Origin of the sequence: Rhizobium sp. OAE497 (assembly GCF_040546565.1) — a bacterium.
Lineage (GTDB): Bacteria > Pseudomonadota > Alphaproteobacteria > Rhizobiales > Rhizobiaceae > Rhizobium.
This window is the reverse complement of record NZ_JBEPOA010000001.1, coordinates 3,078,552-3,100,761: the sequence shown is the minus strand read 5'-3', so window position 1 is coordinate 3,100,761 and position 22,210 is coordinate 3,078,552. Positions and strand designations below refer to the sequence as shown.

At 62.7% G+C, this 22,210-nt stretch carries 18 protein-coding genes; 15 read left to right on the top strand and 3 right to left on the bottom strand.

The genetic code is table 11. The features are described 5' to 3' along the window. Nucleotides 1–70: 70 nt before the first annotated feature. The 13 genes from ybgC to serA all read left to right on the top strand — a co-directional run bounded on the left by ybgC (nt 71) and on the right by serA (nt 15,566). Complete coding sequence (gene ybgC / locus ABIE40_RS15620; RefSeq protein ID WP_199629933.1) at nt 71–520, top strand: tol-pal system-associated acyl-CoA thioesterase; 450 nt, start codon at nt 71–73, stop codon at nt 518–520. A gap of 401 nt (nt 521–921) precedes the next feature. Then, nucleotides 922–1,641 carry a protein TolQ gene (gene tolQ / locus ABIE40_RS15615; RefSeq protein WP_112718862.1) on the top strand — a complete coding sequence of 240 codons (720 nt, stop codon included), beginning with the start codon at nt 922–924 and terminating at the stop codon, nt 1,639–1,641. Nucleotides 1,642–1,662: 21 nt separating this feature from the next. Further along, entirely contained in the window at nt 1,663–2,118 is a 456-nt protein-coding gene (gene tolR / locus ABIE40_RS15610) for a protein TolR (RefSeq protein WP_112718863.1), read from the top strand. An 8-nt stretch (nt 2,119–2,126) separates the two neighbouring features. Further along, nucleotides 2,127–3,263, top strand: a complete 1,137-nt coding sequence (gene tolA, locus ABIE40_RS15605; RefSeq protein WP_130281944.1) for a cell envelope integrity protein TolA — start codon at nt 2,127–2,129, stop codon at nt 3,261–3,263. 21 nt (nt 3,264–3,284) lie between these two features. Then, a complete protein-coding gene (gene tolB / locus ABIE40_RS15600) occupies nt 3,285–4,595 on the top strand; it encodes a Tol-Pal system beta propeller repeat protein TolB (RefSeq protein WP_112718865.1) in 1,311 nt (436 codons plus the stop codon). Nucleotides 4,596–4,752: 157 nt separating this feature from the next. Further along, entirely contained in the window at nt 4,753–5,283 is a 531-nt protein-coding gene (gene pal, locus ABIE40_RS15595) for a peptidoglycan-associated lipoprotein Pal (RefSeq protein ID WP_112718866.1), read from the top strand. 163 nt (nt 5,284–5,446) lie between these two features. Beyond that, nucleotides 5,447–6,490 (top strand): tol-pal system protein YbgF, encoded by a 1,044-nt coding sequence (gene ybgF / locus ABIE40_RS15590; protein ID WP_199629934.1) that lies wholly within the window; start codon nt 5,447–5,449, stop codon nt 6,488–6,490. An 11-nt stretch (nt 6,491–6,501) separates the two neighbouring features. Next, nucleotides 6,502–7,839, top strand: coding sequence for a tRNA lysidine(34) synthetase TilS (gene tilS, locus ABIE40_RS15585; RefSeq protein WP_199629935.1), 1,338 nt, complete (start codon nt 6,502–6,504; stop codon nt 7,837–7,839). Between the two features lie 98 nt (nt 7,840–7,937). Next, a complete protein-coding gene (gene ftsH, locus ABIE40_RS15580; protein ID WP_112718869.1) occupies nt 7,938–9,869 on the top strand; it encodes an ATP-dependent zinc metalloprotease FtsH in 1,932 nt (643 codons plus the stop codon). Between the two features lie 248 nt (nt 9,870–10,117). Further along, the gene (gene glmM, locus ABIE40_RS15575; RefSeq protein ID WP_112718870.1) at nt 10,118–11,470 is read left to right on the top strand and encodes a phosphoglucosamine mutase; all 1,353 of its coding nucleotides are present in this window, start codon (nt 10,118–10,120) and stop codon (nt 11,468–11,470) included. A 204-nt stretch (nt 11,471–11,674) separates the two neighbouring features. Further along, nucleotides 11,675–12,514: an outer membrane protein gene (locus ABIE40_RS15570; RefSeq protein ID WP_199629936.1), complete on the top strand. Its 840-nt coding sequence runs from the start codon at nt 11,675–11,677 to the stop codon at nt 12,512–12,514. 189 nt (nt 12,515–12,703) lie between these two features. Continuing rightward, complete coding sequence (locus tag ABIE40_RS15565) at nt 12,704–13,885, top strand: phosphoserine transaminase (protein ID WP_130281936.1); 1,182 nt, start codon at nt 12,704–12,706, stop codon at nt 13,883–13,885. Between the two features lie 85 nt (nt 13,886–13,970). Continuing rightward, nucleotides 13,971–15,566, top strand: a complete 1,596-nt coding sequence (serA, locus tag ABIE40_RS15560) for a phosphoglycerate dehydrogenase (protein ID WP_112718873.1) — start codon at nt 13,971–13,973, stop codon at nt 15,564–15,566. Between the two features lie 70 nt (nt 15,567–15,636). Here serA and ABIE40_RS15555 read toward each other — a convergent pair whose 3' ends face one another. Both ABIE40_RS15555 and ABIE40_RS15550 read right to left on the bottom strand, forming a co-directional pair. Continuing rightward, nucleotides 15,637–16,221 (bottom strand): YidB family protein, encoded by a 585-nt coding sequence (locus ABIE40_RS15555; protein ID WP_199629937.1) that lies wholly within the window; start codon nt 16,219–16,221, stop codon nt 15,637–15,639. 87 nt (nt 16,222–16,308) lie between these two features. Then, a complete protein-coding gene (locus ABIE40_RS15550; protein ID WP_199629938.1) occupies nt 16,309–18,522 on the bottom strand; it encodes a heavy metal translocating P-type ATPase in 2,214 nt (737 codons plus the stop codon). 70 nt (nt 18,523–18,592) lie between these two features. Between ABIE40_RS15550 and ABIE40_RS15545 the strand changes: the two genes are divergently transcribed. Further along, nucleotides 18,593–19,015, top strand: a complete 423-nt coding sequence (locus ABIE40_RS15545) for a MerR family transcriptional regulator (protein ID WP_199629939.1) — start codon at nt 18,593–18,595, stop codon at nt 19,013–19,015. A 194-nt stretch (nt 19,016–19,209) separates the two neighbouring features. After that, entirely contained in the window at nt 19,210–21,294 is a 2,085-nt protein-coding gene (locus ABIE40_RS15540) for a putative bifunctional diguanylate cyclase/phosphodiesterase (protein WP_199629940.1), read from the top strand. Here ABIE40_RS15540 and ABIE40_RS15535 read toward each other — a convergent pair. Next, a complete protein-coding gene (locus ABIE40_RS15535) occupies nt 21,271–22,164 on the bottom strand; it encodes a LysR family transcriptional regulator (protein ID WP_199629941.1) in 894 nt (297 codons plus the stop codon). The two genes, ABIE40_RS15540 and ABIE40_RS15535, sit on opposite strands and share 24 nt — an antisense overlap. Between the last annotated feature and the right edge of the window lie 46 nt (nt 22,165–22,210).

Sequence of the window (22,210 nt, the reverse complement as noted above, 5' to 3'; positions counted from 1 at the left end):
TGACGATTGTTCAATGCCTCCGGCCGCTGCTGCGGCCGCGGCAAAGAGGCATGACCATTTGGAGACGATGATGGCGGAAGACGGTTTTCTGATTGCCGGGGCGCTGACGGAGGAGGGCCATCGGCTCACCCAGCGCGTCTATTACGAGGACACCGATTTCTCCGGCCTCGTCTATCACGCCCGCTACCTGCATTTCCTCGAGCGTGGCCGTACCGACTACCTGCGCTGCCTCGGCGTCGAGCAGCGCGAGCTGATCACTGCGGATGAGGAAGGGCTGGTCTTCGTCGTCCACCGCATGGAAATCGACTTCAAGACGCCGGCGCGGATGGACGATATCCTGACCATCGTGACGCGGACCGAAAAGGCCGGCGGCGCGAAGATGGTTCTGTCGCAGGAAATCCGCCGCGGCGAAACGCCGCTGATCGCCGCCAAGGTCATCATCGCCGTCATCAACGCCAAGGGCCGCCCGCGCCGTCTGCCGGAGGCATTGGCGAAGCAGATGCTGATCGAGACGGAATAGCCGTAAAGCAGGGCATTCCGGCAGCTCAAAAGCCGGAATTGCGCCCTTGCAAAAACATGAGTTTCATGTGAAGGAATTGCCGCGCTGCAGGAAATGCGCGGTGCTCCGCCGCCGGAACCGTTGAATCAGGTTAAAACCGGCTAGAAAAACATCAGCTTCAATAAGCTTGCCGCCGCACTCTGACACTAACGAACTATTAACCATAATAGTGTCTTACTCTGAAAGTCAGAGTTTGTGCGGTGCACGCCTTCCTTTGACCAAATTTGACGGCAAGGAAGGCGGAAGAAAAGCTTCGAGCTTGACCAGGGCTTAAGGCGGCGGTCGCCAGACATTTCTTGCGAGATCACTTTTTGTGCCGCCCGGTCAAGCGCCGGGCGTTTGGATTCGGGGATTTTGGATCAATGGAACAAGCAGGATTGGCAGCAGCAACGGCCGACGTCAGCCTCTGGTCGCTGTTCATGCAGGCAGGCATCGTCGTAAAACTGGTCATGCTCGGGCTGCTGGCAGCCTCGGTCTGGACCTGGGCGATCGTCATCGACAAATATCTGGCTTATGGCCGCGCCCGTCGCCAGTTCGACAAGTTCGAACAGGTGTTCTGGTCGGGCCAGTCGCTGGAAGAGCTCTACAGGACGCTGTCCGAGCGCAACAATACCGGTCTTGCAGCGATCTTCGTTGCGGCCATGCGCGAGTGGAAGAAGTCCTTCGAGCGCGGCGCCCGGTCGCCGATCGGTCTGCAGATGCGTATCGACCGCGCCATGGACGTGACGCTGTCGCGTGAATCCGAAGGCCTCTCGGCCCGTCTCGGTTCGCTGGCGACGATCGGCTCGGCCGGTCCGTTCATCGGTCTGTTCGGTACCGTCGTCGGTATCATGACCTCGTTCCAGGCTATCGCCGGTTCGAAGTCCACCAACCTCGCGGTCGTCGCTCCGGGTATCGCCGAAGCGCTTCTCGCGACCGCCATCGGCCTTGTTGCCGCTATTCCGGCGGTTATCGCCTACAACAAGTTCTCCGCGGATGCCGGCAAGCTCTCGGCGCGCATGGAAGGCTTTGCGGACGAATTCTCCGCCATCCTTTCGCGCCAGATCGACGAGAAGCTGCAGCCGCGCCAGGCCGCGCAGTAACGGAACGGCGGGGTAACGACCATGGGTATGGCTGTTGGAGGCAATTCCGGAAGCGGTGGCGGACGCCGCCGCCGCGGTGGCCGGAACAAGAACGTAATTTCCGAAATCAACGTGACGCCGCTTGTCGACGTCATGCTTGTGTTGCTGATCATCTTCATGGTCGCAGCACCGATGATGACGGTCGGCGTGCCGATCGACCTGCCGGAAACGCAGGCGAAGGCACTGAACTCGGAAACGCAGCCGATCACGATTTCGGTCAAGAACAGCGGCGAAGTCTATCTTCAGGAAACGCCGATCCCGGTCGACGAGGTCGCTGCGAAACTCGAAGCGATCGCCACGACTGGCTACAACGAGCGCATCTTCGTGCGCGGTGATGCAACTGCGCCCTACGGCGTGATCGCCGACGTGATGGCACGCATCCAGGGTGCGGGCTTCAAGAATATCGGCCTCGTCACGCAGCAGAAGAAGGACCAGTAGAAAGCAAGATGAAGACCAGCGTCGTCACATCTGCTGTTCTGCATGGACTGGTGCTCGCTGCGGCACTGGTCAGCATCGGCTCGCCCGAGCATTTCAAGGTCGATGACTTCGAAGCGATGCCGGTCGATCTGGTGCCGGTCGAATCGATCACCCAGATGCAGCAGGGCGACAAGAAGGCGCCGATGAAGGAAACGTCGGCGCCGAAGCCGACGACGCGTCCGCCGACGCCCGACCAGGGTGAGAATGTCGGCGACAACAAGGTCGACCTCAAGACAACGCCGGTTCCGAACGCCAAGCCGAGCAATACGGATGCGGCTGCCGCCAATTCCAGCGAGAAGCCGGCGCAGAAGATCGATCCGATCCCGAACGAGGTGAAGGAAGTCAACAAGGAAGAGACCGAGGTCGAACAGCCGAAGGAAGTCGCTTCCATTCCGCAGACCAAGCCTGACGTCGCGCCGACGCCGCCGAAGCCGGAGGAAAAGCCGGTCGAGGAGGCAAAGCCGGAGGAAGCGCCGAAGCCCGACGCCGAAGCGCTGCCCGACAAGGTGCCGACCCCGGTTGCCAAGCCGCAGGTGAAGCCGCCTGAGGAAAAGCAGGCCGAGAAGCCGCCGGAAAAGCCTCAGGACCAGCCGAAGACGGCTGAAAAGCCGACCGACAAGAAGAAGGACGATCAGAAGCGCGAAGTGGCCAAGTCCGCTTCGTCGATGAAGAGCGACTTCAATGCCGACGATATCGCCGCCCTCCTGAACAAGACCGATCCTTCCGCCGGCGGTACCAAGCGCTCGACGCAGGAAGCTTCGCTCGGTGCCAAGAAGGCGACCCAGGGTGCTTCGAAGCTGTCGATGAGCGAAATGGATGCGCTGAAGAGCGCGATCGCCGGCAACTGGAATGTCATTCCGGGCATGGAAGGCATGAACGAAGTGCGCATCAAGGTGCACATGAAGCTTGATGAAGACGGCAACATCATCGGTCAGCCCGAAGTCGAGGCGACCGGTGGCGACAACGATGCGACCCGCCGCGCTCTCGAAGGCGGTGCCTATCGCGCGATCATGAAGTCCGCGCCGTTCTCCACTCTTCCAAAAGATAAATACGATGCCTGGAACGAAGTCGTCGTGAACTTCGATCCCAGCGATCTAGGGATTTAAATGCTGAAAGGCCTCTGTCATATGAGAAAGTCTTCCCTTCTCCGCGCCTTGATGATGGTGGCGGGTCTCGTCACCGCGGGTGCGTTTACGACGCCTGCGAACGCGCTCGTCGAAATCAACATCAACAAGGGCAACGTTCAGCCGCTGCCGATCGCCGTCACCGACTTCCTGCAGGGCGACATGGGCGCCCAGGTCTCTCAGGTGATTGCCGCCGACCTGCAGCGCTCGGGCCTTTTCGCGCCCGTCAACAAGAACGCCTTCATCGAGAAGATTTCGAACCCCGATGCCGCTCCGCGCTTCGAGGACTGGAAGGTCATCAATGCGCAGGCGCTGGTCACCGGCCGCGTCACGCAGGAGGCCGACGGCCGCCTTCGCGCCGAGTTCCGCCTCTGGGACACCTTTGCCGGCCAGCAGATGACCGGTCAGCAGTTCTATACGCAGCCGGAAAACTGGCGCCGCGTCGCCCACATCATCGCTGACGCGATCTACAAGCAGATCACCGGCGAAGAGGGCTATTTCGACACCCGCGTCGTCTTCGTCTCGGAATCCGGCACGAAGCAGCAGCGCAAGCGCCAGCTCGCCATCATGGACCAGGACGGCTTCAACGTCCGCACCCTGACCGATGGCAGCGACCTCGTTCTGACGCCGCGCTTCTCGCCGAACCGCCAGGAAGTGACCTACATGTCCTTCGCCAACCAGCAGCCGCGCGTTTACCTGCTGCAGCTGGAGACCGGACAGCGCGAAGTGGTCGGCAACTTCCCGGGCATGACCTTCTCCCCGCGCTTCTCTCCCGATGGCCAGAAGGTCGTCATGAGCCTCCAGCAGGAAGGCAACGCCAACATCTATACGATGGACCTGCGTTCGCGCACGACGACGCGCCTGACCTCGACGGCGGCGATCGATACGTCCCCGTCCTATTCGCCTGACGGCAACCGGATCGTCTTCGAAAGCGACCGCGGCGGCCATCAGCAGATCTACGTGATGAATGCCGACGGCTCCGGCCAGACGCGCATCTCCTTCGGCGACGGCAACTACTCGACGCCGGTCTGGTCTCCGCGTGGCGATCTCATCGCCTTCACCAAGCAGTCGGGCGGCAAGTTCTCGATCGGCGTGATGAAGCCGGACGGTTCGGGCGAGCGTATCCTGACGACGGGCTTCCACAACGAAGGCCCGACCTGGGCACCGAACGGCCGCGTCATCATGTTCTTCCGCCAGGCGGCGGGTGCCGGTGGTCCGCAGCTCTACTCGATCGACCTGACGGGCTACAACGAGCAGCTCATCAAGACTCCGACCTACGCTTCCGACCCGGCATGGTCGCCGCTGCTCGAGTAGTGGAGAGCCTGGAATACGCCTTCATGTCGCCGCAAAGTCCTGAAAATGGGCAATGTAGGGACAAATCAGTAAATCGTTAACCATACTTATTGAGCGGCGGTTAACCGAGTACGGTTACAGTCCGGCAACCCTGATGAAGTCGCAAGGAGACCCGGCCATGAGCCGCATTCATACCCCGGCTATGAGCCGCATGCAGAATCTCGCCCGCAATCCCGTCATGATCGCTCTCGTCGCTGGTCTGGCTCTTGCTGGCTGCGCCAACAAGAAGAACATGGCCAACAGCGCCGGCGATCTCGGCCTCGGCGCTGGTGCGGCGACCCCGGGTTCGGCTCAGGACTTCACCGTGAATGTCGGCGACCGTATCTTCTTCGATACCGACTCCACCTCGATCCGTGCAGACGCCGCCCAGACGCTCGACCGTCAGGCTCAGTGGCTCGCCCGCTACCCGAACTACGCGATCACCGTCGAAGGCCATGCCGACGAACGCGGTACCCGCGAATATAACCTTGCTCTCGGCGCGCGCCGTGCGGCGGCCACCAAGGACTACCTCGCTTCGCGCGGCGTCCCGGCTCAGCGCATGAAGACGATCTCCTACGGCAAGGAACGTCCGGTTGCCGTCTGCGACGACATTTCCTGCTGGTCGCAGAACCGCCGCGCCGTTACCGTTCTCGGCGGCGCTGGCATGTAATCTGCGGATATCGCATTACATTTTGGAAAGGCGGTCCGTTCGCGGGCCGCCTTTTCTTTTTGAACACACTTTGGCCAGACTCCGTTGCTTTTTGAAAGCAATTGGCAAAATCTCCTGTTCGTGCCATCGGGGCGCGAAGAATCACTGGGACAGGACGATACCTATGAAGAAATATGTCGTGGCAGGGGTGCTCTGCCTCGCGGCTGTGACGGGAACCGAGCGAGCGGCTTACTCCGCATCGTTTCTCGGTCTGAATCTTGGCGGCAAGCCCGCGCAGACCCAGGCGCAGATGCCGCCTGTCGTCAACGTCCAGAGCAGCGGCACGGAAATGCGTGTGCAGCAGCTCGAAGACCAGCTGCGTCAGCTGAACGGCCGCATCGAAGAGATGAGCTACCAGATCCTGCAGATGCAGGAATCGCTCCGCAAGACGCAGGAAGACAACGAATTCCGCTTCCAGCAGCTCGAAAAGGGCGGTGGTGGCGGTGGTGGCGGCGGCTCGATGGGCGGCAGCACCAAGGGCACCAAGAAGAGCGAGGCAGACGTTCCTCCCGCATCGACGAACCAGGCGCAGGCCGGTTCGCAGGGGCAGGGCGGCGATGATGTCGCGACGATCATCCAAGCACCGCAGGGAGCCGAAACGGCTCCCTCCAACGACGTGCCTTCGAACAGCGGTCTCGGCCAGCCGCCGCAGCAGCTAGGCTCGATGGATTTCGACCAGAACGGCAACCCGGTCGGCGGAACGGTCAATCCGGGCGCTGAAGTCGGCTCCGCGCCGCTCCCGCCTCCTGGCGCCGGCACCTCGCAGCAGCAGACGGCATCGCTCGGCAGCGAGAACGACCAGTACAAGGCCGCTTACGGCCATGTTCTCTCCGGCGACTATGCGACGGCCGAACAGGAATTCACGCAGTATATCGCCCAGTACCCAGGCAGCGCCCGCGCTGCCGACGCCAACTTCTGGCTTGGCGAAGCGCTCTATTCGCAGGGCAAGTTCAACGAGGCCGCCAAGACCTTCCTGAACGCGCATCAGAAATACGGCTCTTCCGAGAAGGCGCCGGAAATGCTGCTGAAGCTCGGCATGTCGCTTGCCGCTCTGGATAATACCGACACGGCCTGCGCAACGCTCAAGGAAGTGACCCGCCGTTATCCGAAGGCTTCGCGCGCTGTCATAAGCAAGGTCGCGAGCGAACAGAAGCGTCTCGCCTGCTAAGGGTTTCCGGCTTGTCTCCGGAAATCCCCCTGTCGCCCGAGGCAGCGGTCAGCCGCTTTCTCCAATCGCTTGCCGAACCCGCGCGCATTCTCGTCGCGATTTCAGGGGGCAGCGATTCCACCGGGCTTCTCGTCGCGCTTGCCGAAGCCGTCAAAGCCGATCCCCATTCGAAATTTTCCCTCTGCGCTGCAACGGTCGATCACGATCTGCGCGCCGGATCTGCGGATGAGGCGCGCGATGTCGCTGCTCTCTGCCAATCGCTTTCCATCCCCCACCGGATCGCTGTCTGGCACGGCGCCAAGCCGAAATCCGGCATCATGGCTGCCGCCCGCGAGGCGCGGTATGCGCTGCTCGCCGCAACCGCTGCCGGGTTCGGCGCCGATCTCATCGTCACCGCCCATACGCTCGACGATCAGCGGGAAACCCTGATCATGCGCGGTAAGCGCGGTTCCGCCGGCGACCTAGATACGGGCATTGCTGATGCGGTGCTGTTCGACCGCTCCATCTGGATCGCCCGGCCGCTGCTTGCGAGCACGCGGGGCGATATCCGACGTTTTCTCACGTCTCGCGGTGTCGGCTGGTCGGATGATCCCAGCAATCACGACATGAAGTATGAGCGGGTCCAGACGCGTGCGGCGATGCCTGCCGATGCTGTGGCTCGCGAATTGCCGCAGCCGGAAGGCCGCGCAGCGCTCGCAGATGCAGCGGCGGATTGGCTGACGGAGCATTTCACTCTTTGCGCCCCAGGTCTCGGGCGTATCGCAATCGAAGGCATCTCGGCCGGCAATCCTGCATTCGCCTATGCACTCGGCCGTCTCGGTGCGGTCTTCGGCGGGCAGTCTTTCGTGATGGGCGCGCAATCGCTGCAGCGGCTTCTGACTTTCCTTGGGACCGGCGAGCCGGGGAGGGTGACGGCAGGCCGCGTCGTCTTCGACAAGCGCCGTGATGGCCTTTATTTCAGCCGCGAAGACCGCGGCATCTTGCCACTCTCTCTGTCTCCCGGCACGAGCGGCATCTGGGATGGGCGGTTCCGCGTCTTCAACGGCGCGAGCTTCCCGATCAGGATCGAAAAAAGCGGCGGTATCGCTGCCGAAACGCCGTCCGAAAGCCGCCTGCCGAAATCGGCGTTGAAGCGTGCCCTTGCCGCCCAGCCGGCGATCTTTCCAGCGGATGACGCAAATGTGTCCGGAGCATTTTTGGGCGCCGTGGCGCTTGAACCGTATTTTGCGCCGTTCGACCGCTTTTTGACACGATTCGACTTCATTTTCGCCGGGCGCCTGACGGCGGCATTTGGAACACGCCCCTATCCAACGCTGCCTTTAGGACTTATTGACGGAAAAACCACCTGACGCAGGGGATCGCCTTGGCAACGGCACAGCGCAACCCTATGTTAGAGTTCAAATAAGACGGCCGCCAAACGGCGGCTGTTCCAGTGCTGGGGAGTTCAATGAACCCTAACTTACGTAATTTCGCCTTGTGGGCGATCATAGCGCTTCTGCTGATCGCCCTTTTCAGCATGTTCCAGACGACGCCGGCACAGACCAGCTCGCGCGAAATCCCTTATTCGCAGTTCCTGCGTGAGGTTGATGCGGGCCGCGTGAAGGAAGTCGTGGTCACGGGCAACCGTGTCTCCGGAAGCTATGTTGAAAATGGCACCACCTTCCAGACCTATTCGCCTGTGATCGACGACAGCCTGCTGGACCGCCTGCAGACCAAGAACGTCCTGGTTTCGGCGCGTCCGGAAACCGACGGCTCTTCCGGCTTCCTGAGCTATCTCGGCACGCTGCTGCCGATGCTCTTGATCCTCGGCGTCTGGTTGTTCTTCATGCGTCAGATGCAGGGTGGCTCGCGCGGCGCGATGGGCTTCGGCAAGTCCAAGGCCAAGCTTCTGACCGAAGCGCATGGCCGCGTGACTTTCGAAGACGTCGCTGGCGTCGACGAAGCCAAGCAGGACCTTGAAGAAATCGTCGAATTCCTGCGTGACCCGCAGAAGTTCCAGCGTCTCGGCGGCAAGATCCCGCGCGGCGTTCTGCTCGTCGGCCCCCCCGGTACCGGTAAGACGCTGCTGGCGCGTTCCGTTGCGGGCGAAGCCAATGTGCCGTTCTTCACGATCTCGGGTTCCGACTTCGTCGAAATGTTCGTCGGCGTCGGTGCAAGCCGCGTCCGCGACATGTTCGAGCAGGCCAAGAAGAATGCGCCCTGCATCATCTTCATCGACGAAATCGACGCCGTCGGCCGCCATCGTGGCGCCGGTCTCGGCGGCGGTAACGACGAACGCGAACAGACGCTCAACCAGCTCCTCGTCGAGATGGACGGCTTCGAAGCCAATGAAGGCATCATCCTGATCGCTGCGACCAACCGTCCTGACGTTCTCGATCCCGCGCTGCTGCGTCCGGGCCGTTTCGACCGCCAGGTCGTGGTTCCGAACCCCGATATCGTCGGCCGCGAACGTATCCTGAAGGTTCATGCCCGCAACGTTCCGCTGGCTCCGAATGTCGATCTGAAGACGCTGGCGCGCGGTACGCCCGGTTTCTCGGGTGCCGACCTGATGAACCTCGTCAACGAAGCTGCCCTGATGGCCGCACGCCGCAACAAGCGCGTCGTCACCATGCAGGAATTCGAAGACGCCAAGGACAAGATCATGATGGGCGCCGAGCGCCGCTCTTCGGCGATGACCGAGGCGGAAAAGAAGCTCACGGCCTATCACGAAGCCGGTCACGCGATCACGGCCCTCAAGGTCGCCGTCGCCGATCCGCTGCACAAGGCAACGATCATCCCGCGCGGCCGTGCTCTCGGCATGGTCATGCAGCTTCCCGAGGGCGACCGCTACTCGATGAGCTATAAGTGGATGGTCTCGCGTCTCGTCATCATGATGGGCGGCCGTATCGCTGAGGAACTGACCTTTGGCAAGGAGAACATCACCTCGGGTGCGTCCTCCGATATCGAGCAGGCCACCAAGCTTGCCCGCGCCATGGTCACCCAGTGGGGCTTCTCCGACGTGCTCGGCCAGGTCGCCTATGGTGAAAACCAGCAGGAAGTCTTCCTCGGCCATTCGGTTTCGCAGTCGAAGAACGTCTCCGAAGCGACGGCCCAGAAGATCGACAGCGAAGTGCGCCGCCTGATCGAAGACGCCTATACCGAGGCCCGCCAGATCCTGACCGACAATCACGATGAGTTCGTCGCGATTGCCGAGGGCCTGCTGGAATACGAAACGCTGACCGGCGAAGAGATCAAGGCGCTTATCCGCGGCGAAAAGCCGGCGCGCGATCTTGGCGACGATACGCCGCCGAGCCGTGGTTCGGCCGTTCCGAAGGCTGGCGCCCGTCCGGCGTCGAAGGGCGATGAGGCCGAAGGTGGCCTCGAGCCGCAGCCGCATTGACCGAAAGTACAACGGACTAAGCTTAAGAGAGGCCGGGTTTCCCCAGGAAATCCGGCCTTTTCTGTGCAGTAACGCGATATAATCGGTTTTCGTCGTAATTGACGTGATGGCGCCTGCGTTTTGTGGCATGCCGCTATCATGAGCAGGCTGCATCAGTGGATTTCGAGCGATTTGATTCGCTCCCGCAGCCGGGAATTGCTTGGCACATGGCGCCGTCTTCTTGGCGCGCCGGAAGCATAGGGGTACATATGAAAAGACGTTACTTCGGCACGGACGGCATTCGCGGCCAGTCGAACATCTTCCCGATGACGCCGGATCTGGCGATGCGGGTCGGCATCGCAGTCGGCACCATCTTCCGCCGCGGCAGCCACCGCCACCGCGTGGTCATCGGCAAGGACACCCGCCTTTCCGGTTACATGCTGGAGAATGCGATGGTCGCGGGCTTCACCGCCGCCGGCATCGACGCCTTCGTTCTCGGCCCGATCCCGACGCCGGCCGTCGCCATGCTGACGCGCTCGCTGCGCGCCGATATCGGCGTGATGATCTCGGCCTCGCACAACCCCTACGAAGACAACGGCATCAAGCTTTTCGGCCCTGACGGCTACAAGCTCTCCGACGACATCGAGCAGCAGATCGAAGAGCTGCTCGAGAAGGATCTCTCCGGCCAGCTCGCCAAGTCTGACGACATCGGCCGCGCCAAGCGCATCGACGGCGTTCACGACCGCTATATCGAGCATGCCAAGCGCACGCTGCCGCGCGACGTGACGCTACAGGGCCTGAGGATCGCCATCGACTGCGCCAATGGCGCTGCCTACAAGGTCGCTCCGGCTGCGCTCTGGGAACTCGGCGCTGATGTCGTGACGATCGGCAACGAGCCGAATGGCACCAACATCAATCTCAATTGCGGCTCGACGAGCCCTGTCGCCCTGCAGAAGAAGGTCGATGAAGTGCGCGCCGATATCGGCATCGCGCTCGATGGCGATGCGGACCGAGTGATCATCGTCGATGAAAACGGCGCAATCGTCGACGGCGACCAGCTGATGGCCGTCATCGCCGAAAGCTGGGCCGACAGCCAGCAGCTGCGCGGCAACGGCATCGTCGCCACCGTGATGTCCAATCTCGGCCTGGAGCGTTTCCTGGAAGACAAGGGCATGAACCTTGCCCGCACCAAGGTCGGCGACCGCTATGTCGTCGAGCATATGCGCCAGCACAATTACAATGTCGGCGGCGAACAGTCCGGCCATATCGTCATGTCCGACTACGGCACGACGGGCGACGGCCTCGTGGCTGCCCTGCAGATCCTGGCTGCGGTCAAGCGCACCGGCAAGACGGTCAGCGAGATCTGCCGCCGGTTCGAGCCGGTGCCGCAGCTGCTGCGCAACGTCCGCATCTCCGGTGGCAAGCCGCTCGAGGATATCCAGGTGCAGAAGGCGATCGCCGATGCCGAAGCCGAGCTCGCCAAGAACGGCCGCCTCGTCATCCGCCCCTCCGGCACCGAGCCGCTGATCCGCGTGATGGCGGAAGGCGACGACCGCGCTCAGATCGAGCGCATCGTCAACGACCTGATCGGGACGATCTCGAACGTGCGCAGCGCGGCTTAAGACTAACGCGCCAGCCAATCATGAAGCCGGTGCTTTCAGCGCCGGCTTTTTCTTTGCGCCACTGACTATGGTGAGCGATCCCTGAAGAAACACGGTAAATATTCGTAGTTAAGCGGGTTTTAACGTTTCCCGTTCATTATCCATGCAAAGCGTATCAGATTGGCAGGCGCGTGCCGGGCCAATGTAACTTCTTTGGAGTGGATCATGAAAAGAAGCTTGGCCGGCATCTTCGCCGCACTGCTGATGACATCGAATGCACTGGCGGCCGATCTCGCTCCTGTCGAGCCGGTCCCGGAAATGCCGCCGGAAGTCACGGTGACCGAGGCGACCGGTTGGTATCTGCGCGGTGATGTTGGTTACGGCTTCAACGATCTGCGCGGCGCCCGCTATTTCCAGGGCAGCAACGGCAACGAAGTTGATTTCGCCAGCTCGGACCTGCGTGACAGCTTTACCGTCGGCGGCGGTGTCGGTTACCAGGTCAACAATTACCTGCGTACCGATCTCACGCTGGACTACCTCTCCGAGGCTGATTTCCACGGCTCGACGCGCGGTTCTTGCGGTGTCGCAGCAGACTGCGTATCGAGCGATCGCTCGTCGCGTACTGCTTGGAACCTCATGGCCAATGCCTATGTGGACCTTGGTACCTACGGGGTCTTCACTCCTTATGTCGGCGGCGGTATCGGTGGTACCTACGTCAACTGGAAGAACCTGAGGAACACCTCGTGCGACGTGACCGACCCGACGAACTGCGATCCGACCGTCACGCATGATGGCAAGGGCAACTGGCGCTTCAGCTACGCTTTGATGGCCGGTGCTGCGATCGATGTCACCTGCAACGTCAAGGCCGATGTTGGCTATCGCTTCCTGCATGTCGATGGCGGCAGCATGTTCGGCTATGCCGACAACGGCGGCCCGGGTCGCGACAAGGGCTTCAACGTCCACGAAGTTCGCGCTGGTGCACGCTATCTCTTCGGCGGTTGCGAGCAGCCCGTTGCCTACGAACCCGCTCCGGCGATCCCGCTGCAGCAGCCGGTTTACAAGTAGTCGGATCGAGGCTGATCTGCGAAAGCCGCCTTCCGGCGGCTTTCTGCGTTTGTGGCCATCCGTCGCGCCTGCGTCAAAAAATCCTCAGGCTGCGACACTTCTCCGTTGACCATGACGGGCGACGTCTGTATCTACGGCGGCGGGACACCTCTCCCCAACGAGAGGCTAATTACCTGGAAGGGTATACATATGGCCACTGCCACCGCAAAGCCGGACGTACGTCCGAATAACACCCATTTTTCTTCTGGCCCTTGCTCGAAGCGCCCCGGTTGGTCGCTCGATGCTCTCTCCGACGCGCCTCTCGGCCGCTCGCACCGCGCGAAAGTCGGCAAGACGAAGCTGAAGCAGGCCATCGATCTTACCCGTGAAATTCTGGAAGTGCCCGCGGATTACCGCATCGGCATCGTTCCCGCCTCCGATACCGGCGCCGTCGAAATGGCGCTCTGGTCGCTGCTCGGCGAGCGCGGCGTCGACATGGTCGCCTGGGAAAGCTTCGGCGCCGGCTGGGTCACCGACGTCGTCAAGCAGCTGAAGCTGAAGGACGTCCGCAAGATCGAAGCCGGTTACGGCGAGCTGCCCGATCTCTCGACCATCGATTTCGACCGCGACGTCGTCTTCACCTGGAACGGCACCACTTCGGGTGTCCGCGTTCCGAACGCCGATTTCATCCCTGCCGACCGCAAGGGCCTGACGATCTGCGACGCGACCTCCTCGGCATTTGCCCAGGACATGGACTTCGCCAAGCTCGATGTCGTCACCTTCTCCTGGCAAAAGGTTCTTGGCGGCGAGGGCGCTCATGGCGTCATCATCCTGTCGCCGCGCGCCGTCGAGCGCCTGACGACCTATGCGCCGGCCTGGCCGCTGCCGAAGATCTTCCGCATGACCTCGGGCGGCAAGCTGATCGAGGGCATCTTCACCGGCGAGACGATCAACACGCCGTCGATGCTCTGCGTCGAAGACTATATCGATGCGCTGCTCTGGGCCCAGAAGCTCGGTGGCCTGAAGGCGCTGATGGCGCGTGCCGATGCCAATACCAAGGTCATCGCCGATTTCATCGCCGCCAATGACTGGATCGCCAACCTGGCGGTCAAGGCCGAGACGGCTTCCAACACCTCCATCTGCCTGAAGATCGTCGACAAGGATGTCGTCGCTCTCGACGCCGATGGCCAGGCGAATTTCGCCAAGGGTCTCGTCGCTCTCCTCGAAAAGGAAGGCGTCGCCTATGACATCGGCGCTTACCGCGATGCCCCGTCGGGCCTGCGCATCTGGGCCGGTGCGACGATCGAGGCATCCGACATGCAGAAGCTGATGCCGTGGCTCTCCTGGGCCTTCGAAACGCAGAAAGCTACGCTTTCCCAGGCTGCTGCCTGAGTTGATCGCATAAGGCTCCGTCTCGATGGCGGAGCCCAGCATCCCTGATTTCATCCATCGCTGAAGTTTTTGAAGGAAGCCCCCAATGGCACCTCGCGTTCTCGTATCCGACGAACTGTCGGAAACCGCCGTCCAGATTTTCCGTGACCGCGGCGTCGAAGTCGATTTCCAGCCGCAGCTCGGCAAGGACAAGGACAAGCTCGCCGAAATCATCGGCAACTATGATGGTCTTGCCATCCGTTCGGCCACCAAGGCGACCGAAAAGCTGATCGCTTCGGCGACCAACCTGAAGGTCATCGGCCGCGCCGGCATCGGCGTTGACAATGTCGATATCCCGGCCGCATCGCGCCGCGGTATCATCGTCATGAACACGCCTTTCGGCAACTCGATCACCACGGCCGAACACGCCATCGCGCTGATGTTTGCCGTTGCCCGCCAGCTGCCGCAGGCCGATGCCTCGACGCAGGCCGGCAAGTGGGAAAAGTCGAAGTTCATGGGTGTCGAAATCACCGGCAAGACGCTCGGCGTCATCGGCGCCGGCAATATCGGCGGAATCGTCTGCAAGAAGGCGATCGGCCTCGGCATGCATGTCCTCGCCTATGACCCCTTCCTCTCGGCCGAACGCGCCCAGGAAATGGGCGTCACCAAGGTCGAGCTCGACGAGCTGCTTGCCCAGGCTGATTTCATCACCCTGCACGTTCCGATGACCGACAAGACCCGCGGCATTCTCGGCAAGGAAAACCTCGCCAAGACCAAGCCCGGCGTGCGCATCATCAACTGCGCCCGTGGTGGCCTCGTCGACGAAGCTGCACTCGCTGAGGCCATCAAGTCCGGTCACGTTGCCGGTGCCGGTTTCGACGTCTTCGAAGTCGAGCCCGCCAAGGAAAGCCCGCTCTTCGGTCTGCCGAACGTCGTCTGCACGCCGCATTTGGGCGCCTCGACCACGGAAGCCCAGGAAAACGTCGCTCTTCAGGTTGCCGAGCAGATGTCGGATTACCTCGTCAAGGGTGCGGTTTCGAACGCCATCAACATGCCGTCGATCACCGCTGAAGAAGCACCGATCCTCAAGCCGTTCATCAAGCTCGCCGACGTTCTCGGCGCCTTTGTCGGCCAGGTCACCGACGAGCCGATCAAGGAAATCGAGATCCTCTATGACGGCGTCACCGCCGGCATGAACACGCGGGCACTCACCTCCGCGACGCTGGCCGGCCTGATCCGCAGCCAGGTTGCCGATGTCAACATGGTTTCGGCTCCCGTCATGATCAAGGAAAAGGGCATCGTCCTTTCCGAAGTGAAGCGGGACAAGACCGGCGTTTATGACGGCTATATCAAGCTGACGGTGAAGACCGACACGATGACGCGCTCGATTGCCGGTACCGTCTTCTCGGATGGCAAGCCACGCTTCATCCAGATCAAGGGCATCAACCTCGACGCCGATGTCGGTTCGCACATGGTCTACATCACCAATACCGACGTCCCTGGTATGATCGGCTTCATCGGCACGACGCTCGGCTCCGCCGGCGTCAATATCGCCAACTTCCAGCTCGGCCGTGACAAGCAGGGCGGTGATGCGATTGCGCTGCTCTATGTCGATGGTCCGCTGAGCGATGAAGTTCTGGCGAAGCTGACGGCCAATGCGGCAATCCGCCAGGCCAAGCCGCTGGTCTTCGCGGTCGACTGATTTTCCTCCCAGGAAGACAAAGGAAAGCCCGGCGCGGGAGACTGCGCCGGGCTTTTTCGTGCGATCGGGATCAGGCGCTGATGCTGCCCGCGTCAGGCACGCGGCCCTGCGGCGTCAGACTGTCGACGGCCTGCGGCAATGTCTTCGAAAGCCGGGCGAGGAGGTCGTCCTTGTTCAGGCCGGTCGCCTTGGCGAGCTCGTCCAGAATGTCGGGGCCGAGCGCCTGGGAGAGCTGGCCGTTGTCGATCGGCTTGTTCTCTCCCGAGGAAACCCAGGAGTTTGCCGTATCGCCGAAGCCGTTCTGCTGGAAGTGATCGAGCAGCCCGCCAAGGCCGCCGCTCAGGATGCCGCCGGCTGAATTGCCCTTGAGCAGATCGCCAAGGCCGGTGCTGGCGAGGCCGCCGAGCAGGCCACCCAATCCGCCAAGGCCGCCGGACTGTGTGGCACCGCCACTATCCCCGCCGCCGAGAATGCCGCCGAGCAGGCCACCGAGACCGCCATCGGCCTGTGGAGCCGCGCCGCCGGGTTGCGCTCCGGAGCCCTGCGGCTGCCCGCCGCTGGTCATCTCGCGCAGCGTCGCCGTGATGTTGTCGCGGTTCTGGTAGCCCGCAACGGCCAGAATGCCCAGCAATGCCATAAGACTTTTGCGATCCATGGTGTCCTCCCGCTGAAATCGCCAGGGCGCAGTCCGCCCGCGAGCGTGAATGCGCGACAGGGCAAAATGTTCCGCGGGTTCGGGTTTTTAACGCGCCGGGCGCAACAGACGCAGCGCGTTGATTGTTACCAGAACCGTCGCGCCGGTGTCGGCAAGGATCGCGGGCCAGAGGCCGGTGATGCCGCTGATCGTGGTGACCAGGAACACGGCCTTTAGACCGAGCGCGATGGTGATGTTCTGGAAGATGTTGCGCATCGTCCGCTGCGAGAGCGCGATCATCGAGGCGACATCACCGACGCGGCCGTGGAGGATCGCGGCATCGGCGGTTTCCAGCGCCACATCGGTGCCGCCGCCCATGGCGATGCCGATATCGGCAGCCGCAAGAGCAGGGGCGTCGTTGATGCCGTCGCCGACCTTGGCGACGGTGAAGCCTTCGCGCTTCAGTTCGCTGACGATCCGCTGCTTGTCTTCAGGCATCAGCTCGGCGCGTACCTCGATGCCGAGCTGCTCGCCGATGGCCTTTGCGGTGCGGACGTTGTCGCCGGTCAGCATCACCACCTTGACGCCACGCGCCGTCAGCGCCTTCAGCCCGGCTGCCGCATCGTCGCGCGGTTCGTCGCGCATGGCGATGACGCCGGCGATCGCGCCGTTGACGAGCAGGATCGAGACCGTCTTGCCTTGATCGTTCAGCGCCTGGATCGCGCTGTCCTGTTCCGGGCTCAGTTGTTCGCGAACCGCGGCGGGAGAGAAGAGATCGAGCTGCTCGCCGCCGACGCGGCCAGTCATGCCCTTGCCGGCAATGGCGGCGACTTCGAAGGCCGGGGGCACCGGCACCTTGTCTGCCGCCGCGCGGTTGAGGATCGCCAGCGCCAGTGGGTGGCTGGAGCTGCGCTCCAGCACTGCGGCGCGCGAGAGGACCTGCGCCTCGGTGAAGCTGCCGAAGGCGACGATGTCGGTGACCTTCGGCTTTCCCTCGGTCAAGGTACCAGTCTTGTCGAGCGCCACGGCGGTGATCTTGCCGAGACCTTCCAGAACCGCACCACCCTTCAGCAGCAGGCCGCGGCGGGCGCCAGAGGAGAGCGAGGCGGCGATGGCGGCGGGGGTGGAGATAACGAGCGCGCAGGGGCAGCCGATCAGCAGGATGGCGAGGCCCTTGTAGACCCATTCGCTCCAGGAACCACCGGCAATGAGCGGCGGCAGGATGGCGACGAGGGCGGCGACCGCGACGACGCCCGGCGTGTAATAACGCGAGAAGCGGTCGATGAAGCGCTCCGTGGGCGCCTTGGATTCCTGGGCTTCCTCGACGAGCTTGACGACGCGGGCGATGGTATTGTCGGCCGCTGCAGCGGTGACGCGGATGCGGAGCGCCGTATCGCCATTCACGGTGCCGGCGAAGACCGTATCGTCGGGGCTCTTGCGAACCGGAACGCTTTCACCCGTCACCGGCGATTCATCGATGGCGCTTTCGCCGGAGACGATGGTGCCATCGGCGGAGATGCGGTCGCCGGGGCGCACGAGGATGATCGAGCCGATTGCGAGGGCTTCGGCGGGAACCTCGCGTGTCGTGCCATTTTCCTCCAGCAATGCGCTCTTCGGGACCAGCGTCGTCAGCGACTGGATGCTGGCGCGGGCGCGGCCTGCCGCAACGCCTTCGAGCAATTCGCCGACAAGGAAGAGGAAGACGACGGCCGCGGCTTCTTCGGCGGCATTGATGATGACAGCGCCGACGGCGGCGATGGTCATCAGCATCTCGATCGAGAAGGGCGTGCCGGCAAGCGCTGCCATGACCGCGCGCCGCGCGATCGGGATAAGGCCGATCAGCATGGCGACGGTGAAGGCATAGGCAGAAATCTGCGGCAGGAGATGGCCGGCCGCATAGGCGACTGCGAAAGCGATGCCGGACAGGATGGTGAGCTGGCCCTTGCGGCTTTTCCACCATGGACCGTCCATCGGCGCATGGTCGTGGCCGTGCAGCCCTTCGATTTCCGCGTGGTCGTGGTCATGGTCGGAATGATCGTGCCCGGCGTGGTCATGGTCGTGATGTGCGTGAGATGACGGGGCAGGGGCGCTCTGCTTGCCGAGCGGCATGGGAACGACGGAATAGCCAAGCCCCGTTACCCTCTTTTCGATGGCGCCGAGATCGCTGCTGCCGTCGTGGCTGACGGTCATCGTGCCCGCGGTGACCGAGACGGCGACATCCTCGACGCCGGGAAGGCGGCGAACGGCCGTGTCGATCTTCGATGCGCAGGAGGCGCAATCCATGCCGCCGACGCGGTATTTTGCCTGGGATGTTTCAGCCATGATCCGGTTCCTTGTCATCTACCGGTATTCTTCCTACATCCTCTAGCGACTAGAGGTGCAAGAGGCGATCATGAGAAAAATCACTATCGGAGATGCTGCGCGCCAGAGCGGCGTCAAGGTGCCGACCATCCGGTACTACGAGGGCATCGGGTTACTTGCCGCGCCAGTTCGCAGCGAAGGCAACCAGCGCTCCTATGAGCCCGAGGACGTCAGGCGCCTCGCCTTCATCCGCCATGCGCGCGAGCTCGGCTTCGAGGTCGATGCGATCAGGACGCTGCTGACCCTGCAGGACGATCCGCATCAATCCTGCGCCTCGGCCGATGCGATTGCCAAGGCACGGCTGGCGGAGGTCGAGCAGCGCATCCGCAGCCTGACGGCCCTGAAGGCTGAGCTCGAGGTGATGGTCGAGGGCTGCGGGCACGGCCGCGTCGATCAGTGCCGGGTGATCGAGATCCTTGCCGATCATGGCCAGTGCACGCATCACCAGCATTGACCGGGCGCCAAGCGGCGCAAAGTAGAGATCGAACTTCCTCTATGCATCTTTTGCGCGATCCGGCGGCATAAATCTATCCGAGGCTGCTTATTAAATAAGCGATCGCACAAAGTTTATGCATCCTATCATTTTGAATTTATTCAGCTTTTTGCGTTATAACATCGCGGTCCGCTGTTTGTATCCGAAAAGACTTCATGGCCCCCACCACGACGAAGACCGATGAATTTCAAGTTCCGAACGACGACTTCCGGTCGTTGTTCGAAACCCATCCGTCACCGATGTGGGTCTATGATCCCCGGACGCTACGCTTCCTCATCGTCAACAATGCCGCCCATGATCTCTACGGCTATTCGGCCGAGCAGTTCCGGGAAATGACCGTGCTCGACATCCGCCCGCCGGCCGAGCGCGAGCGGATGATGACTGCCGTTCAGGGGCGTACCGATATCGAGCGCGCCGAGCGCTGGACGCATCTGAAGGCGACCGGCGAGGCATTCGAGGTTCTGACATATGGCCGCGAGGTGCGGTTCGACGGCGGCGATGCCATTCTCGCCATTGTACAGGACCGCAGCGAGGTGAATGCTGCAAGGCGTCAGGTCACCGATACCCGCTCGCTGCTCGACAGCATCGTCGACAACCTGCCGGTCGGGGTCTTCGTCAAGGATATGGAAGACGACGGGCGCTACGTGCTGTTCAACCGGCAGAGCGCGGCGATTGCCGAAATGCCGGGCCGCGAGATCGTCGGCAAGACCGATCGGATGGTGTTCCGCGACAAGACCGGCTTCTTCCGCGAGCAGGACCGGCAGGTGCTGGATGAAGATATCACCGTGACCTTCGAAGAAACGGTGCCGAAGCGCGGCGGCGGGCACCGCCTGCTGAAGACGGTGAAGCGGGCGCTGCCGGCGGCGGAGGGCAGGGCGCGGCGTTATCTGCTTGGCATCTCGCAGGACGTGACCGAGGAGCGCGCTTTCGAGGCGAAGCTCGCGCATCTCGCCATGCATGACGCGCTGACCGGGCTGCCGAACCGCGCTGCCTTCGCGGATTTCATCGAGAGCCACGCGGTTGCGGCCACTGCCGAGGCGCCAGTGGCGCTGCTTTATCTCGATGTCGATCATTTCAAGCTCATCAACGACAGCAAGGGGCATGCGGCCGGCGATGCTCTGCTCTGCCAGGTGGCGAAACGGCTGCAGATGCTGGTCGAGGATGGCGATCTCGTCGCCCGGCTCGGCGGTGATGAATTTGCCGTTGTACTCAAGGGCGGCGATTGCGGCCGCACCAAGCGGTTTGCCGAGCAGCTGCTTGCCGTTCTCAGCGCCCCCTTCGATCTCGATGGCAGCAACGAGCATGTGACCTGCTCGATCGGCGTGGCGCTCGCGCCGCAGCAGGCGGGCGATGCCGATGTGCTGATGCGCCATGCCGACCTGGCGCTTTACGCCGCCAAGGAAAGCGGCCGCTCGACCTATCGCTTCTACGAGGCCGAGATGCGGCTGGAGGCGGAACGGCGCCACCAGCTGACGGCGGAGCTGCGCGACGCGCTGGAGAAGGATCAGTTCGAGCTGTACTACCAGCCGATCGTCCAGGCCGCGACCGGGCGTCTTGCCGGGTTCGAGGCGCTGATCCGCTGGCGCCATCCGGTCCGCGGGCTCGTGGCGCCGATGGAATTCATCCCGATTGCCGAGGATACCAGGCTGATCGTGCCGATCGGGGAGTGGGTACTGCGCGAGGCCTGCCGGGCCGCTGCGTCCTGGCCGGAGCATCTGAAGATCGCCGTCAATCTCTCGGTCTGTCAGTTCCGCCACAACACGCTGTTGGCAACCGTCGTCTCGGCGCTCAGCGACAGCGGCCTGCAGCCGCAGCGGCTGGAAATCGAGATCACCGAATCCGTCTTCCTGGCCGATGTCGAGCAGAGCCTGCCGCTGCTCAGGGCGCTGAAGGAGCTGGGCATCCGCATCGCCATCGACGATTTCGGCACCGGCTATTCCTCGTTCAGCTATCTGCGCGCCTTCGCCTTCGACAAGATCAAGCTCGACCGCAGCTTCGTCGCCGGCATGGAGAGCGATCCGGGCAATCTCGCGATCATCCGCGCCGTCGCGGGTATCGGCTCCGGCTTCAACGCGGTGACGCTGGCCGAGGGCATCGAGACCGAAGAGCAGCTGGACCGGTTGCGCCAGGAAGGTTTTGCCGAGGTGCAGGGCTATCTGCTCGGCAAGCCGATGCCGCAGCGCGAGGCCGAGCGGCTGATCGATGCCGAAACGCCGCTAAAGCGCGCCGCCCACGGTTGAGATCATCGCATCGAAGGCATCCGCCGCCTTGCTGCGATAGCGCTCCTCGTGCCGCAGCAGGAAGAATGGGCGCGGCAGCGGCGTTACCGCCACTTCGGCGATCGATCCGCTCTTCAGAAACGGCGCGGCGATGCTGCGCGACATCAGCGTCGCGCCCAATCCCGCCTCGACGGCGCCGATGATCGGCTCGTTGGCGGGCATCATCAGCGCCACGTCGAGCGCCGCAAGCGTCATGCCCTTCGCCTCGATCATGCTCTCGAAGGCGTGGCGCGTGCCGGATCCTGCCTCGCGCACCACCCAGGACGTCTGTTTGAAATCCTCCACACGGCGCGGCTTGCCATCTGCCCAGGGGTGATTGCGGCCGACGATGACGATCATCTCGTCGATCGCCACCTGCCGGGCCGAAACGCCGCGCCTCTCCTCCCGCCACTCGATCAGCCCGATTTCCGCCTTGCCGTTCATCACCGCGTCGGCGGTGTCCGCCGTATTGCCGATGCCGACATTGAGCTTGATGCCGGGATAGCGGCTGCGATAGGCGGCAAGCTTCGGGCCCAGCCAGTGGGCGGCGACCGTCTGGCTGGTGGCGATCGACAGCTCGCCATGCATCAGGCCCGAGAGATCCATCAGCGCCGCTTCCGCCGCCCGGGCGCTCGCCAATACCTGCTGCGCCTCTTTCAGGAACAGCTGGCCGGTCTGGTTGAGAACGATCGAGCGGCCGACGCGATCGAACAGCGTCACGCCATGGCGCGTTTCCAGCGCCGTGATCGCGGCGCTGACGGCCGATTGCGTCATGTTCAGATGTTCCGCGGCCCGCGTCACATGCTGGCGGGCGGCGACTTCGACAAAGATGCGGAGCTGTTCCAAGGTCATATGTTCGATTTTATCGAATGAAATGACAATTACAATTCGTTGGAAG